The organism is Oxobacter pfennigii (assembly GCF_001317355.1).
Lineage (GTDB): Bacteria > Bacillota > Clostridia > Clostridiales > Oxobacteraceae > Oxobacter > Oxobacter pfennigii.
This window is the reverse complement of sequence record NZ_LKET01000006.1, coordinates 41,346-58,126: the sequence shown is the minus strand read 5'-3', so window position 1 is coordinate 58,126 and position 16,781 is coordinate 41,346. Positions and strand designations below refer to the sequence as shown.

Here is a 16,781-nt window from a genome sequence, read left to right as displayed (position 1 = left end):
GACCATAAAGTCGCCGATGGGAAGCAATGCGGTTGTGGTTGTAGAAAACTTCAATGGTTTTATCTGTTATCCTCACATCAACCTTACGTTTGATGTACTCATAAGGAACGGAGTATAGCATTCCGTCAACGGATATGTGATAATTGAACTGAACGGTGGCTTGTTTCCAATCTGCCAGTTCGTATGGGGTAGCAGGTAAAGGTGTCAGCAATGGCAGTTCTTCGCCGCGGAAGAGTTCCAACCGGCTACCCTCTTTCTTTTGAAAAAGTTTAGCATTGAATTCTTCCAGCTTTACTCGAATTGCAGCATTTAATTCTGCAAGGGAAAAGAACTGTTCATTTTTTAAGGAGTTCCTTATGGATGTAGACAAAGTCTGGCTTTCTTTTAGTGCTGATGTCTTTGTCTGCTTTGGGAAACATCATCCCTTCTAAAACAGCATCTGTGATGGTTTCGTCAAGTGGCCATGTAATGGTTAATTCATTAGCACGACGTAAGACTCTCACAACTGTTTTTTGTGCAACACCGCAGCTTTGCATGATGTTGCGTTGTGTAAATCCAAGACTATGTAGCCTAAGGATTTCTCGGTATTTGGTCATAGACGTGACCTACCTAAATGTATTTACATCTTTCGATGCATAAATACATTATAAGGCTGTCCTATATGATTTCCGATAACCGGAAAGCTGATTTTCTATGTGTCGGAATGTTGATTTCCAACTACCGGACAGGTGATGTCATCTGCTCCGGAATACTCAATATAATGAATGTGTCAAGTAAAATGTGTAAACTCAATTAAAAAAATATAAGTGATAGATTTATATTAAACAAGGAGGGTGGCAGAGAGTGCTGCTTACCCCCTTGTTTTTAACTGATATACAATAATTTTACAGCATGATATTTGCTTATCTAAGCCTGTCCTAATGTAATTTTAAAAAATGCCTTCATTTATTCTATCCTTAAAGTATATTGATAATTGAGCAAGAACCATAGCCCAGTTTCTTATGGATTGGGTCCATTTCTTGGTTATGTCAACTGTGGCAAGATACAACATCTTTAAAAGAGATTCGTCTGTAGGAAATACCGCTCTAGATTTTGTAACCTTGTGCGGCTGTCTGTTGTAACTTTCTATTGTGTTTGTAGTATATATTAAAGTCCTTACTTCCTGAGGATATTGGAAAAAGGTAGAGAGTTCATCCCAGTTGTTCCTCCATGACTTTAGAGCTATTGAATACTTATCTCCCCATTTGGTGTCAAGCCTGTCGAGTTCCATAAGTGCCTCATTCTCAGTTGCAGCAGTATATATACTTTTTAAGTCTCTTGTAAACTCTTTTAGATGCTTATATGATACGTACTTTGTTGAATTCCTTATCTGATGCACTATACAGCGTTGTATTACGGTTTTAGGAAATGCTGCTTTAATTGCCTCACCAAACCCGGTTAATCCATCTACTATCATTGAAGCAGAAGTATGTCCAGATCATATACATATGTTATTAGAAATCCCCCCAAAGATAAGCGTATCGAGTTTTATGGGATTTCTAAAAGGGAAAAGCAGTTTGATGATTTATGAGAAATGGAGTAGTCTGAAATATAAGTATCGAAACAGAGAATTTTGGTGCAGGGGTTATTACGTTGACACCGCTGGAAGGATGCTAAGAAAATAAAAGAATATATACAAAAGCAATTAAAAGAGGATCAATTAGGGGAGCAACTTACAATGGAAGCTCAGGACCCGTTTACGGGTAGCAAGTAACAAGCTCATCGCATGTGGCAGATCGTGCTAACGCCATTTAGGCGTGGCTAATAATAAAGGTCTATGCCCGCCAATGAAAAACCCCCGGCTATGCCGGGGGATATTTATTTATTTGAGTCAAGATCAGACCATTTCACTCTTTTCCTCAAGTTTTGAATACATTTTCTCTTGCTGTTTTGTAGTAAATTGAAAATAAATTTCAGTGTTCGAAACAGATTTATGCCCAAGCCACCACTGGAGTTCTTTAATATCCATATCGGATTCAGCCAGGTGAACGGCGGTAGTATGCTTTAGTGAATGAAAGTGATGTTTGCTTCTATCATCGATATTAGCCAGAGAGCAGTATTTTTTCATCAGATAATCAAGGGTTTGCCTGGAAATGGGTTTGTCTTTCTGGCTTTTAAAAATAAATTCAAAATTAGATGTTATATTATTTTCAGTTATATAAACATCCAATACAGACTTTGTTTTGGCGTCAAGCTTTATTGTATTATTGCAGCTGCCTTTGAGTCTTTTACAATAAAGTTCTCCTTTTAAAAAATTGTAATCCTGCAGCCTTATCAGAGCTATTTCCGATGCTCTTAGACCACATCTATACGCAACTCTAAAAATTGCTAAATCTCTGGCAGAGTGTATACTTCCATAACTTTTAATAGCATTAAAAAGGTTTTTAGCTTCCTGTTGTGTTAGATATTTCATTTTATTATCAGTTTTTTTTGCCATTTAATTCCTCCGTCATAAGAATTGAACAATATAAATATTTTGTCCAATAAATTATAACATAATATAACAAAAAAACCAACTTTTCTTAACAAAATATATTAATTAATGCTAATTATGACAAATTTTTGGTTATTATGTAAGAATATTTGGCGAGTATTTATGATTTTTATCAAACAAAATAATGCTTAAAGAGATGATTTTATGGAAGTTTTGGACAAAATATTTATATTGTTCTAATCAATAATACAGTTTAATAGTCTGGATGTCAAAGATAAAAAAATAGAACAACAAATTGTCTTATATTCATAAATCAATGTAAACGCAAATTTAAAATTTTGCGGATGCCATAATGCAATTTTTAAAATATAAAACTCAATGATTCAGATAGTCACCAAGATAAGCATGGTGCAATAGAAGGTATTGTTTAAAATCTATAAAGGTAAATTACTAAAATGTAGTGATGCAAAGCTGCTGATCTAAAGCATTTATTGCCATGGGTGGTTGCATTGCCATTCAAATAATAGAAAACCAATATGTATTTTTTGAACAGGCAGCCTATTAATGACATAGCAGCCTGTTTTTATATATACGGCAGAAAAAAATTAAAAGAGGTCAAGAGGGGGGCTTGCGAAGCATAAAGAAAAGAATTTCTTATTTAAAAATGCTCTCTGTAAATTTTAACGGGGAACTTAAAGATGGATTGAGAAAGTAAATTATTATAATGCGTAAAAAGTTACCCAATAATGGACTTGATGTCTAGGATTGGAGAGCATATAAGGGGGATAGTATGAAAGAGATAATAATGCCGGAAATCATGCAAAAAGCGCCCATTAGTTATGCTTATCATAAAGTAGTTTACAACAGGGAGGGGATTCCGGATGACTATATCTTTTTAGATGTCAATTCTGCTTTTGAAGAAATGACTGGATTGAAAAAAGGAACGATCGCAGGAAAAAAAGCAATGGAAGTCTTACCTGGAATTACAAATAACAGCTTTGACTGGACAGATTTTTACGGCAAAATTGCTTTATGCAGTGAAGGACAAGAATTTACAGGATATATGGACTTCATGAGCCGCTGTTACAAAATAATAGTTTCTGCTCCGCAAAAAGGATATATTATTATATTTTTTTTGGAAATCACTCCGGAAATAGAGCGGATAAAAGCCCTGGAAAAACAGGAGCAAAGAAATAAAGAATTGGCTGCTGAACTGGAGATGGTATTTAACAGTACTCAGGACGCAATGTTTCTGGTCAGGTTTGAGAATGATGAATTCAGATATATAAGAAATAACGCTGCACATCAAAAATTGGCAGGATATAGTCTTGAAGATATAAGGGATAAAACTCCTTTTGAAGTAACAGGAGAAGAAATCGGGAAAATTCTTATATCAGGTTATCAAAGATGCGTAGACACCAGATCTCCAATAACTTACGAAGAAACATTGCCTTTTCCTGCCGGGGTAAGAACCTGGTTAACAACTATGACACCGGCAATAGAAAACGGAGTAGTTAAAAATCTGATAGGCTCCCGGAAAGACATTACCATTCAAAAACATGCGGAAGAAGAAAGGAAGGAGCTTTTTAACCGTTTACAGGCTATGTTCAATGAGCATACTGCCATAATGCTGCTCATTGAGCCGGTGTCCGGCAAGATTGTGGATGCCAATCCGGCTGCATGTGCTTTTTATGGATATACGAAGGAAGAAATTTTAGACATTTATATTCAGGACATAAACGTATTATCAGAAGAAGAGGTTGAAAAAAGACGACTTATAGCTTTACGTGAAAAACAGAGATATTTTCTCTTTCCTCATAGGCTAAAAAGCGGTGAAACAAAAATGGTGGATGTTTATTCCTGCCCTATAACTCATAGCGGAGAAAAATTGCTTTTTTCAATAATTTTTGATGTTTCTGACAGAGAAAAATATAAGGAAGAGCTGTACTGGGAGAAAGAGCTGCTTAAAACTGCTTTGCTTTCAATTGGCGATGGGGTTGTTACCACCGATGAGAAAGGCAGAGTGACCGTACTTAATAAAGTTGCGGAAGAAATCACAGGCTGGCGGGAAGAAGAAGCAAGAGGCAGGCCATTTGAAGAAGTCTTTGAACTTATCAGTGAAGATACAGGTAAAAAAGTTGAAGACCCTATATTAAAAGTCCTTAAGACGGGAAAAATCATCGGTCTGGCTAATCATACTATATTGATCGCTAAAGACGGCCATATGAAGCCAATAGCAGACAGCGCTGCTCCGATAAAGAATGAAAAAGGGCATATACTTGGAGTCATAATGGTTTTCCGTGATGTCACAAGTGAAAAGATCTGGCAGAAGAAAATTCTTGATCTTAGCTACCATGATTCCCTTACCGGTCTTCATAATCGAAGGTTCATTGAAGAACATATGAAAAAGCTGGAAGCATCCCAAGATCTGCCTCTTGCAGTAATAATGGCAGATGTCAACGGGTTGAAATTAGCCAACGACGTCTTTGGTCACGAAGAAGGGGACAGGCTTTTAAAAAAAGCAGCAGGTATATTAAAAGAAAACTGCAGAAAAGATGATGTTATATCGCGCTGGGGAGGGGATGAGTTTCTTATTATTTTACCCAAAACTACAAATGAAATTGCAGAGGGTATCATTGAGAGGATTAAAAATAAATGTCCGGAAATCAAAAGCATCAAGACTCAATTAAGCATAGCCATGGGTTATGCTGTAAAAAGAGAGGCCTCTGAAAGATTGGATCATGTTATAAAAGAAGCAGAGGAAAGGATGTACCGGCAGAAGCTTATGGAAGGCAAAAGTTACCGCAATGCCCTGGTCAGCACTCTTCTCGCCACCCTATTTGCTAAGAGCATGGAAACGGAGGAACACGCAGAGCGGTTGAAAAGCTACTGCCTGGCAATAGGCAAAGAGATGGGGTTTTCTATCAAGGAGCAGGATGAATTGTCCCTTCTGGCAGTGCTGCATGATATAGGCAAAGTAGGTATAAACGAAAACATATTGCAAAAGCTGGGACCTTTGACAACTGAAGAGTGGGAAGAACTGAAAAAGCATCCTGAAATAGGTTATCGCATCGCTCAAAATACTCCGGAGCTTTCAACAATAGCAGAGTACATACTTTATCATCACGAACGATGGGACGGGCAGGGATATCCCAGAGGATTAAAAGCAGAAGAAATTCCCCTGCTCTGCCGTGTTCTGGCAGTGGCCGACGCATTTGATGCAATGAGCAGTAATCGTACGTACCGCAAGGCTATTAGCAGGATGAAAGCAATTGAAGAAATAAAAAGAAACTCAGGAAGCCAATTTGATCCCAAGGTAGTAAAAGTATTCCTACAATTATATAGGAAAGAAACGCCAGAAGTATCGGATAAAAAAGATTAAAAATAAAGCTGATTAAAAGGGAGAAAACGGCAATGAAATTGTATAATAATTTTAAAATTCGTACCAAACTTATCTCAGGTTTTTTAATAGTAGCATTTATCACTTTGATTTTAGGGAGCATTGGACTTTATAATATTAAAACGATATCAAATCTGGATACTAAGATGTATGAAACCATTACTGTTCCTTTAAGTGAAATGGTAGTTTTTGCTGAATCATACCAAAGGATGAGAGGAAATATGAAAGACATATTATTAACCGATGACCCTGTAAAGATAAATGATTATGAAAAAAGCATATCAGAAAGAAATCAGGAGTTTGAAGAAAATCTGAAGAGTTTTCAAGGAACTTTACTTACCGAAGAAGGAAAGCAATTGACTCAAGAGTTGTTTGGGCAAAAAGAAAAATTTGATAAAATCATGCAGGACGTTGTACGTCTCAAAAAAGAAAATAATAGGGAAGAAGCGATTCTTCTATTGTATGGCGAAGGTGAAAAAATAAGGGAAGATATGGAAAAGAGTTACAGAAGAATGATGGAAATAAAAATATCCGCAGCAGATGAAACAGCCCAAAGTAATGCCGACTCAGCTGAAAGGGCAGCAACTGCAACAATAGCGTTCATTGCAGCTGCATTTATTTTGTCTCTATTGTTAGGATATTTTATTGCCGGCTCTATATCTGCGCCTGTCAGGGCAGCTGTGGACCACGCCCATGCTATGTCAAAGGGGGATTTTACAAGGGCGGTGCCGGAAAGTTTTTTACTCCGGAAAGACGAGTTAGGGCAATTAGCCCATGCTTTTAATGAAATGAATGCTAAAATACGGGCTTTGTTAAAAGAAGTAATCAACTCGATTGCTGAAACCAGTGCGGCAAGCCAGGAGCTTTCCGCTGCAGTTGAAGAAGTAAGTGCCCAGGGACAAAACATAACGAGCTCTGTAGAGCAAATTGCCGCAGGGATGGAAGAGACCAGCGCTTCCGTTGAAGAAGTGACAGCCTCCAGCATGGAAATCCAAAATGGAGCTAAAGAACTTGAAGTAAAGGCAAGGGACGGAAATGTAAAGGTTGAAGAAATTGAAAAGAGAGCAGAGGAGATACAAGGAACGGCTAAAGTCTCAAAACAGTCAGCTCAGGCTATTTACAATTCAAAACATCAGGAAATAAAGAAATCCATAGAAGATGCAGTGGTAGTTGAAGAAATTGCTAAAATGACTGACGTAATCGCTGAAATCGCTGGCCAAACCAATCTGCTGGCACTTAATGCAGCTATTGAAGCGGCCAGGGCAGGTGATCAGGGAAAAGGGTTTGCTGTGGTAGCGGAAGAAGTTCGTAAACTTGCTGAATATTCGGCACAGACAGCAGGAAACATCCAAAATGTTATCCAGAGAGTAAAGACAGCCGTTAATAAGCTCATGACCAATTCGGAGGAACTCTTAAAATTTATTGACGATAAAGTGACCCCGGATTACGATATGCTGGAGAAAACCGGGAGACAGTATGCGCAGGATGCACAGTTTGTTAAAACTCTGACTGACGAATTTGCAATCGCTGCTTCAAATATCGCCGAATCCATTGGGGAAGCCAATAATGCCATCTGTGGAGTAGCGGCAGCTATAGAAGAAGCTACAGCCTCTTCCCAGGAAATCAGTAATAATGCTGAGGAAACAGCATCAGCTCTGGAAGGAATAGCTAAAACATCGCAGCTACAGGCTGAAATGGCGGAGAAATTAAGTTTACTTGTAACAAAGTTCAAAATATAAATGGTATGCCTATAGAAAAAAATAAGTAAATTCGATAGTTTAACCGGTAACCTATAAATTTTTCTTATTTGTAATTGATATCTCCTCCTTTGAATATTCATATAAATAGCAAAAATATTTTTGGAGGTATCGATGAGCGGCACACTTAAAAAAGTACTGGGTTTAATTATTATATCAATGCTAATAATTATACTGAACATATTATTTGGTGATGTTAAGAATGCTTCAACCATTCCCGTGGGAAACAAGATTGTGGTTATAGATGCCGGACATGGAGGCCGGGATGCAGGGGCCTCGGGTAAGGCAGGACTTGAAGAGAAAGATATAAATCTTTTAATTGCTAAAAAGCTTAAGGCTTACATTGAAGAAAGCGGCGGCACTGTAATTATGATCAGGGAAGAAGACGAAGGCCTTTACTCTGAGGAGAGCAGGAATAAAAAGAGAGAGGATATGCAAAACAGAAAAAAAATAATTCTAGACAGCAGTGCAGATGTATTTATAAGCATACACCTAAACAGCTTTCCTGAAGGGAAATATCATGGCGCCCAGGTCTTTTACCCCAAAGGGCCAAAGTCAAGCCAGTGGCTGGCAAGAGTTATGCAGCAGGAGCTGAGAAGGGTATTGGATAAAAACAATGACAGAGTAGAAAAGAGCAACGATACTTATTTTATCATTAAGGATAATGGCATCCCCTCGGTATTGATAGAATGCGGATTTTTATCCAATGCCGCTGAGGAAAAGCTCTTAGGCCAGGGCTGGTATCAGGAAAAAATAGCATGGAGCATATACATAGGCCTCCTTAGATATTTCAGCGAGCCTATTCCCGATGTTATACCCGGTGAAGGTTAAGGATTATAGCATTTATCAACTTGATAAAATGATATAATGATTATATATGAGGCTTATAAAACAATAATAAAAAGGTGATAAAAATTGGGTAAACTTTTAAAGACTTATATTACTCCCCATCCTCCCATCATCGTTCATGAGGTTGGATTAGGGCGAGAAGCGGGAGTTCAAAGCACAATAAATGCGATGAATTATGTTGCAGAAGAAATAGGGAACTTATCTCCAGGTGTGATTATTGTAATTACACCTCCTCATAGTCCGGCCTTTGGGGATGCCATGTCAATAAGCATAGAAAAATTCTTGTACGGAGATTTCGGGCAATTTGGAGCTCCGGAAGTTTCCTTTAAGCTTGAGACTGACGTAAGGCTTTCCAATTTAATAATGCGAAAGGCAGCCGCCCAAAGCTTGCCTGTAGCTCCTATTGATTCTGAGGCTTCTAAAAGGTATGGAATATCATCAAAGCTTGACCATGGTGCTATGGTTCCCTTGTACTTTGTAAATAATAGATACAGGGACTATAAAATGGTTTATATCACCTATGGAAGGCTTGGCAATGAAAAGCTGTATCACTTCGGCAGATTAATTAGAGAGTCAATAGAGGAAGTGGCTTCGGATGCCGTTTTGATCTGCAGCGGAGATTTATCCCATAGGCTCAATATACAGGCGCCTGCAGGATACCACCCCAAGGGTGAAGAATATGACAGCACTATAGTTGATTTATTAAGAGGCGCTGATATCGATAAAATAATGGATATTGATAAAGCTTTGATAGAAATGGCTGCTGAATGCGCTTACCCTTCAATTATAACAGCTCTAGGCTCTCTTGACGGTATGGATATTAATGGAGAAGTACTATCCTATGAGGGAACCTTCGGGGTTGGTTATTGTGTTGCTGCATACAGTTTATGTAACAAAAACAGCCATAAAGATAGGATAGACTATTATTATGGCAGGAAAAAAGACATTACAAAGAATTTAAGAGCCAAGGAAGATGAATATGTAAGGCTGGCAAGAGAGAGCCTTACTCATTATATAAAAACGGGAAAGTTTATGGATATACCGGATAGCACATCTGATGAGCTGCTGATAAAAAAAGCAGGGGTATTTGTATCAATCAAGAAGGATGGCATGCTGAGAGGCTGCATAGGCACCATAGAAGGTGTACATGAGAATATTGCCCGGGAAATTATCCAAAATGCAGTATCGGCAGGCACGAGGGACATGAGATTTTATGAGGTGGAGGAAGATGAGCTGGATGAGCTTGTGTTTTCTGTAGACGTGTTAGGAGAGACACATCCGGTAAAAAACATAAAAGAATTAGACCCTGTACGCTACGGTGTAATTGTAAGCAAGGGGAGCAAAAGAGGCTTGCTGCTTCCTAACCTTGAGGGGGTCAATACCGTCGACGAGCAATTAAATATAGCTTTAAATAAGGCAGGAATAAGAAATAATGAGGATTATAAAATAGAAAAGTTTGCAGTTTATAGGCATTTTTAGGTGGTATAAATGAAAGAAGCAGGATTTTATAAAAAGCTTAAGGATAATTTGGTTAAATGTAATCTATGTCCAAATTATTGCGTTATTGAAAATGCCAATTTAGGAAGCTGCCGCACTCGTAAAAACACAGGAGGTACATTATATACATTAAATTATAACCGTATAGCTGCATTAGCCCTTGACCCGATCGAGAAGAAGCCTCTATATCATTTTTATCCCGGAACTAAGATATTGTCGGCAGGAACCCTTGGCTGCAATTTAAAATGCAGCTTTTGTCAAAACTGGCATATAGCTCAGGATGATGCAGATACACAGGAAATCACCGGTGAAAGATTGGTTGATATTGCAATTAAGCAGGAAAGCCTAGGTATTGCTTTTACATATAACGAGCCCTTCATATGGTATGAATATATATATGAAATTGCAAAGCTGTGCAAGAAAAAAGGCCTTAAATATGTATTGGTAACAAACGGCTATGTAAATGAGGAGCCTTTAAATGAAATGCTTCACTTAATTGATGCTATGAACATAGACGTTAAGGGATTTACCGGCAAATTTTATAAGGATATATGTAAAGGAATTTTAGAGCCTGTTAAAAGAACGGTAGAAAAAGCGGCGTCCCAATGTCATATAGAGGTTACAACCCTCGTTGTGACTGATCTGAACGATACGATAGATGAGATAAGGGAATTATCCCTTTGGCTTTCATCCATTGATAAAAATATTCCTCTTCACCTTTCAAGATATTTCCCCAATTATAAGCTTGATAACCCGCCGACACCCTTAAATACCTTAAAAATGTTATATGACGAGGCTAAAAAGCATTTGAATTATGTATATTTAGGAAATGTTGCAGATAAAGACAATACTACATATTGCCCCAAATGCAAAAACCCTCTTGTAAAAAGAGGGTCTAATGTTACTGTTGAAGGTATTTATAAAGGTAAATGCAAAAACTGCAGTGAATCTATAAATATTATATATTAAACTCTGTTGGTTACAGCCTGGGCTATATTGTTGGCATGGTCGGCAATTCTTTCAAGGTTGCTTATTATATCAAGGAATACAGTCCCGCTGGCTGGAGTGCATACGCCCTGGTTCAGCCTGTCTATATGCTCTTTTCTAAAATTCTTTTCCATGGTGTCGATATCATTCTCGGCAACTATTACCGACATAGCATTTTCAACATCTCCGGTATCCAATGCTTTTATGGAGCTAACGGAGGACTGATAAACCTTCTGTGACATGGTTTTTAGCTGTTCTATGGCCGTATCTGAAAATTTAAGTTTGCTGTCGATTCTGTACATGGCATATTCAGCCAGATTTTCAGCATGGTCTCCTATTCTTTCTATGTCGTTTACGGTATGAAATAAAGATGTAACTATTTCCGATTGCTCTTCCGATAAAGGCTTCTGTGACAGCTTCACAAGATAAGATGTTATTTCTCTTTCAAGGAAATTTATAAGATCTTCTTTTTCATAAACCACATTAACCATATTTTCATTTTCATTAAAAAACGAATCCATTGCAATTTTTATATTTTCCGATGCCACGTTGCCCATCCTGACCACTTCTTTTACTGTCTGGCCTACTGCTATTGCCGGAGTCTCTATAATTCTCTCATCGAGATATTTTAAGGACATAACTTCAACGTCATCAGTGCCGGGTATCAGCTTATTCACAAATGCCACCAAGAAAGCTATAAAAGGTGTCTGGATTATGGTATTTGTAAGATTAAACAGAGTATGTGCATTGGCTATATCCCTCTGAACATCTCCAACGGTGCCTGTTGCCTGTGCTATTAATCCGATAAGTTCCTTTACAGGGACGAGTAGAATCATGAAAACTACGGTTCCTATAATATTAAATGTAAGATGAAGGAGTGCTGCTTTTTTAGCTGTTTTATTGGCACTTATACTTGCTAAAAGTGCTGTCGCACAGGTTCCTATGTTATCCCCGAAAAGTATGGGCAAAGTTACATTTATATCGATGGCTCCCGTTGATGCAATAGCCATTAATATTCCGATTGTCGCGCTGCTGCTTTGCACTACGGCAGTCATTCCCATACCTACCACCACACCGAGCAAAGGATGTTTGCCAAGAGTAAGAATGAGGTCCTGAAATTCTTTGACTGCCACCAAAGGCTTCATTGCCACTTCCATCGTCTGCATACCCATAAAAAGTATACCGAACCCAAGTAAAATTTCTCCATACTGCTTGGTCCTTTTCTTTTTGCCGAAAAGATTCATAGCAACTCCAATACCCACTATAACAGGGGCGATGGTAGTCAATTTAAAAGCGATTAACTGGGCAGTCATGGTGGTGCCTATATTAGCGCCCATTATCACTCCTGCTGCCTGGGTTAAAGTCATAAGCCCGGCATTGACAAAGCCTATTACCATAACCGTTGTCGCACTGCTGCTTTGTATTATGGAAGTTACCACTGTACCTACCAGTATCCCCATTATCCTGTTGTTTGTAAGTATTTCGAGAAGCTTCTTTAACTTGTCGCCGGCTACTTTCTGCAAACCGTCACTCATAAGTTTCATGCCGAAGATAAAGAGTCCCAGTCCGCCGATCAAGCTGAATAGCATTTTATAATCCATACTTCTCCCCCAAATTCATGTTTAGTTTAAATTTCCCCAAAGAAATTGCATTTACAACATACTTAATTCTACAAAATCAATTAAAAATCAATATCAGTATTTTGTGTAAATGCAAAAACTTTATTAATAAATTATTCATAACCATATGTATGTTAACACGAGTATGTTAAATATATGTTAAGAAATTTAAAAAAACTTAATAAAAAAAACAGCGGTTTTCACACCCGGCAAAATAGTAATAATAATAACAATTTAATAACATGTTATAAAGACCTGGTAAGTTGCTATTTATTCCAGATTGTTGTATAATTAACAAGGATTAATGAGTTTTGCATTTATAAATGTCATTATTAAAAACCGTATCTACTCATATTTTTATTTAAATTATCTTTTCTGAGGCACCGTAAAGTGATGGACTAAAACTGACTAATCTGTTATACTCCAAGGCTTTGCACCTATAAAACTATTTTTAGACTGTTAATAATCTGCAATCAATTAAGGGGGAATTAAATGCTAGGAATCGTTAATAATTTATCATAATTTATTATAAAATTTGTGGAAGAAAGAACTGGAGGGAGAGTATAAAGTGAGTAAAACATCGGAGCTTGAAAAAGTGCAGGCCATAATCGAGAAGCATGGCAAATCAAAAGATAAGCTTATTCAAATAATGCTGGACTTGCAGTCTTGCAATGAATTTAATTATCTTCCGGAAGAATGGGTCAGGTATGCGGCACAGGAACTCGACTATTCTTTCAGCAAGGTGTATGAAACCATATCATTTTACGCCATGTTCAATCTTAAGCCTAAAGGCAAATATGTCATAGAAATTTGCAAGAGTGCCCCCTGCCACGTAAGCGGAGCCAATAGCCTTGTGGATATGCTCGAAAAAGCTTTAGGCGTAAAAATAGGTGAGACTACCGAGGATAATGTTTTTTCACTGAATACCACAAGCTGTTTTGGAGCATGTGATATAGCACCTGCGATAAAAATCGGTGAAAAGGTTTATGGAAATCTCAATGAAGAGAAGCTTAAGGAGCTTTTGGATTCCTACAGGGAGGTGCAGTAATTATGAAGAAAAATGTTGAAGTATTAAGTTCAATGGTAGGGAAAATAAGGCCGGATTCTGTTGAAGACTATGTAAAAATGGGAGGCTATACTGCCCTCAAAAAAGCCATGAACATGGAGCCTTTAACCATAGTGGAAGAAGTTAAAAAGTCAAACCTTATGGGAAGAGGGGGAGCTGCATATCCTACGGGAATAGGCTGGGAGCAAGGGATATCTAATCCAAACTATCCTAAATATATGGTATGCAACGGAGACGAAGGCGAGCCCGGAACCTATAAGGACAGGTTCATACTTGAAGGAAATCCCCTGATTATGATAGAAGGCATGACGATTGCAGCTTTTGTACACAAAATTGAGAAGGGGTATATTTATATACGGGGAGAGTATTCGGCAATACAAAGGATTGTAAAGGACGCTATAGAAAACGCGAAGGCAGCAAGGTTTTTGGGAGAAAAGATTTTAGGTACGGATATGAACTTTGACCTAGAGGTCATATCAGGTGCGGGAGCCTATGTATGCGGAGAAAATACCGCCCTGGTAGAATCCATAGAAGGCAAGTCCGGAAGGCCCAGGATGAAGCCGCCCTACCTTAAAAATCAAGGGCTTTATATGAGGCCTACCCTTTTGAACAATGTTGAAACCTTCAGCAATATACCCTATATAGTAAATGAAGGCGGAGAAAATTATGCGGCACTTGGCTATGAAAGAAGCGGAGGTACAAAGCTTGTATCCTTAGCCGGCAATATTACCAATAAAAAAGTATTTGAAGTGCCCTTTGGTATGACCATAAGAGAGGTTATCGAAGATCTGGGCGGAGGAGTTCCAAATGGCAAGAAAGTAAAATTTGTTCAAATGGGCGGAAACAGCGGTGCCTGTTTTCCTGAGTCTAAGCTTGATACAAGACTTGATTATACCGAACTTAAAAAGAATGGAATGACCTTAGGCTCAGGGGCTATATTGGTCGTGGATGAAACAAACTGCCCTGTTGATATATTAAAGGTTATAATGGAATTCTTTGTCCATGAGTCCTGCGGTAAATGCACGCCTTGCAGGGAAGGAAATTTGAGGATTCTTCATCTATTGGAGAAGCTATCTTCAGGCCATGGAACAAAAGCAGATATTGAAAAGATTAAGACCATCGTAAAAGCAATGAAGAGTGCTGCGTTCTGCGGACTGGGAGAAAGTGTAATACAGCCTGTAAATTCTCTCTTGAAGCATTTTAAAGAGGAGTTTGAAGAACATGCAGAAGGAAATTGCAGAGCGGGCATTTGCCCAATGAATAGGGAATAAGGAGGAGTACATTCAATGGATATGATTAATCTTAAAATAGATGGTAATGATATATTGGTTGCTAAAGGAACCACCATATTGGAAGCTGCAAGGCAATTCAACATTGATATACCCACCCTCTGCTTTCTGAAGGAGATAAATGAGGTAGGCTCCTGCAGGATGTGCGTTGTGGAAGTGGAAGGTTCAAAGAAGCTTCAGCCTTCCTGCGTTACAAAGGTTTCCGAGGGCATGGTCATAAGGACAAATTCAAGGCAGGTAAGAGATACTAGAAAAGTCATTTTAGAGCTTTTACTTTCAAACCACAACAGGGAGTGTCTAAGCTGTGAGAGAAATTTAAGCTGCGAGCTTCAAAAATTAAGCAAAGAAATGGGGATTGAAACACCTGATTTTCCAAGGATGGAAGCGGCGGAACAAAAGGTTCAGCTGTCACCTTCAATAGTAAGAGACCAGTCAAAATGCATACTTTGCGGAAGGTGTATATCGGTTTGCGAAAAGATTCAAAATGTCGGAGTTATAAGCTTCGCAAATAGAAGTTATGAAACTACAGTTACAACGCCTTTTAATCATGATCTGACAGAGCTTGACTGCATCAATTGCGGACAATGCATAAAATTCTGCCCTGTGGGTGCATTAAAGGAGAAGGATGACACAGATGCAGTATGGGATGCGCTGGAAAACCCCGACCTTCATGTTGTAGTCCAGACAGCTCCGGCCGTAAGAGTCGCATTGGGAGAAGAATTCGGACTGCCGGTAGGCACAAACGTTGAAGGCAAAATGGTAACGGCACTTAAGAGATTGGGGTTTGATAAGGTATTCGATACCAATTTCACCGCCGACCTTACCATATTGGAGGAGGGAACAGAGCTTTTAAACAGGGTCAAGAACGGAGGCAAACTTCCCCTTATAACCTCCTGTTCACCGGGTTGGATTAAATTCTGTGAGCACAATTATCATGACTTTCTGGATAATTTATCAAGCTGCAAATCTCCCCAGCAGATGTTTGGGGCCGTTGCAAAATCCTACTATGCACAAAAGGCAGGGGTGGATCCTGAAAAGATATTTGTGGTTTCGATCATGCCCTGTACCGCAAAGAAGTATGAGGCTAAAAGAGAAGAAATGCAGGTTGATGATTTAAGAGACGTAGACGCCGTACTGACTACAAGAGAGCTGGCAAAAATGATTAAGCAGTCAAGAATGGATTTTGTAAATTTAAATGACGGCAAATATGACAGCATACTTGGAGATTCCACGGGAGCGGCAGTTATATTCGGAACCACCGGCGGTGTTATGGAGGCAGCTTTAAGGACTGTAGCTGATGTTTTAACAGGAGAAGATTTAAAGAATATTGAATATACACCTGTAAGGGGGCTTGAGGGCATTAAAGAGGCATCCGTAAATATCAACGGGATGGATGTAAAGGTTGCCGTAGCTCACGGAACGGGAAATGCAGCAAAGCTTTTAGACAGAATAAGAAGCGGTGAGTCAAATTATCACTTTATAGAAGTCATGGCATGTCCAGGAGGATGCATAAACGGAGGCGGCCAGCCCATAATAATGGATAAAAATAAAACCGATGAAGTTAAAATGAAAAGGGCTCAAGGCTTGTACCAGATTGACAAGGACAGCAAATTTAGAAAATCCCATGAAAATCCCGAAGTCAAAAGGGTTTATGAAGAATATTTTATTGAGCCTAACAGTCATAAAGCCCATCATCTCCTTCATACAAAATATGTGGAAAGATAATATATAAAGTGTAAAAAATTGAGCCAGGCATTCTGTCTGGTTTAATTTTTTTAAGTAACTTTTTTACGGAATCCTTAATATATTATTGTGTATGCAACTTTTCTAGGAGGTCAAGTTAA

The 16,781-nt window shown here is 38.5% G+C and carries 11 protein-coding genes and 3 pseudogenes; 9 read left to right on the top strand and 5 right to left on the bottom strand.

Translation table 11 applies throughout. From position 1 onward, the window contains the following. The 3 genes and pseudogenes from OXPF_RS22930 to OXPF_RS00415 form a co-directional block, all read right to left on the bottom strand. Window positions 1–349 (bottom strand): annotated as a pseudogene (locus OXPF_RS22930) (Mu transposase domain-containing protein); the annotation flags it as partial. Further along, window positions 336–596, bottom strand: a complete 261-nt coding sequence (locus OXPF_RS22925; protein ID WP_242854282.1) for a transposase — start codon at window positions 594–596, stop codon at window positions 336–338. The pseudogene OXPF_RS22930 and the gene OXPF_RS22925, both read right to left, overlap by 14 nt. Before the next feature lie 332 nt (window positions 597–928). Beyond that, window positions 929–1,450: pseudogene (locus OXPF_RS00415) on the bottom strand (IS256 family transposase); the annotation flags it as partial. 1 nt (window position 1,451) lies between these two features. On the opposite strand from OXPF_RS00415, the pseudogene tnpA reads away from it, so the two are divergent. After that, window positions 1,452–1,753, top strand: a pseudogene (gene tnpA / locus OXPF_RS21525) (IS200/IS605 family transposase); the annotation flags it as partial. A gap of 123 nt (window positions 1,754–1,876) precedes the next feature. Here the strand turns inward: tnpA and OXPF_RS00410 are convergent. Continuing rightward, the gene (locus OXPF_RS00410) at window positions 1,877–2,476 is read right to left on the bottom strand and encodes a tyrosine-type recombinase/integrase (RefSeq protein ID WP_054873244.1); all 600 of its coding nucleotides are present in this window, start codon (window positions 2,474–2,476) and stop codon (window positions 1,877–1,879) included. Window positions 2,477–3,263: 787 nt separating this feature from the next. Between OXPF_RS00410 and OXPF_RS00405 the strand changes: the two genes are divergently transcribed. From OXPF_RS00405 to amrS, 5 genes are all read left to right on the top strand, one after another. Then, window positions 3,264–5,855 carry a PAS domain S-box protein gene (locus OXPF_RS00405; protein ID WP_054873243.1) on the top strand — a complete coding sequence of 864 codons (2,592 nt, stop codon included), beginning with the start codon at window positions 3,264–3,266 and terminating at the stop codon, window positions 5,853–5,855. A gap of 32 nt (window positions 5,856–5,887) precedes the next feature. Then, a complete protein-coding gene (locus OXPF_RS00400; protein ID WP_054873242.1) occupies window positions 5,888–7,612 on the top strand; it encodes a methyl-accepting chemotaxis protein in 1,725 nt (574 codons plus the stop codon). Window positions 7,613–7,744: 132 nt separating this feature from the next. Next, the gene (gene cwlD / locus OXPF_RS00395) at window positions 7,745–8,461 is read left to right on the top strand and encodes an N-acetylmuramoyl-L-alanine amidase CwlD (RefSeq protein ID WP_054873241.1); all 717 of its coding nucleotides are present in this window, start codon (window positions 7,745–7,747) and stop codon (window positions 8,459–8,461) included. An 84-nt stretch (window positions 8,462–8,545) separates the two neighbouring features. After that, window positions 8,546–9,958, top strand: a complete 1,413-nt coding sequence (gene amrA / locus OXPF_RS00390) for an AmmeMemoRadiSam system protein A (protein WP_054873240.1) — start codon at window positions 8,546–8,548, stop codon at window positions 9,956–9,958. A gap of 9 nt (window positions 9,959–9,967) precedes the next feature. Further along, window positions 9,968–10,945 (top strand): AmmeMemoRadiSam system radical SAM enzyme, encoded by a 978-nt coding sequence (gene amrS, locus OXPF_RS00385; protein ID WP_054873239.1) that lies wholly within the window; start codon window positions 9,968–9,970, stop codon window positions 10,943–10,945. On the opposite strand, the gene OXPF_RS00380 is transcribed toward amrS, so the two are convergent. Then, window positions 10,942–12,564, bottom strand: coding sequence for a Na/Pi cotransporter family protein (locus tag OXPF_RS00380; RefSeq protein WP_054873238.1), 1,623 nt, complete (start codon window positions 12,562–12,564; stop codon window positions 10,942–10,944). The genes amrS and OXPF_RS00380 overlap by 4 nt on opposite strands. 586 nt (window positions 12,565–13,150) lie before the next feature. Between OXPF_RS00380 and OXPF_RS00375 the strand changes: the two genes are divergently transcribed. The 3 genes from OXPF_RS00375 to OXPF_RS00365 are packed head-to-tail and all read left to right on the top strand — an operon-like array spanning window position 13,151 to window position 16,662. Continuing rightward, window positions 13,151–13,630, top strand: coding sequence for an NADH-quinone oxidoreductase subunit NuoE family protein (locus OXPF_RS00375; protein ID WP_054873237.1), 480 nt, complete (start codon window positions 13,151–13,153; stop codon window positions 13,628–13,630). Window positions 13,631–13,632: 2 nt separating this feature from the next. Continuing rightward, a complete protein-coding gene (locus OXPF_RS00370) occupies window positions 13,633–14,919 on the top strand; it encodes a complex I 51 kDa subunit family protein (RefSeq protein ID WP_054873236.1) in 1,287 nt (428 codons plus the stop codon). A gap of 15 nt (window positions 14,920–14,934) precedes the next feature. Next, a complete protein-coding gene (locus OXPF_RS00365) occupies window positions 14,935–16,662 on the top strand; it encodes an NADH-dependent [FeFe] hydrogenase, group A6 (RefSeq protein WP_054873235.1) in 1,728 nt (575 codons plus the stop codon). The last annotated feature ends 119 nt before the right edge of the window (window positions 16,663–16,781 follow it).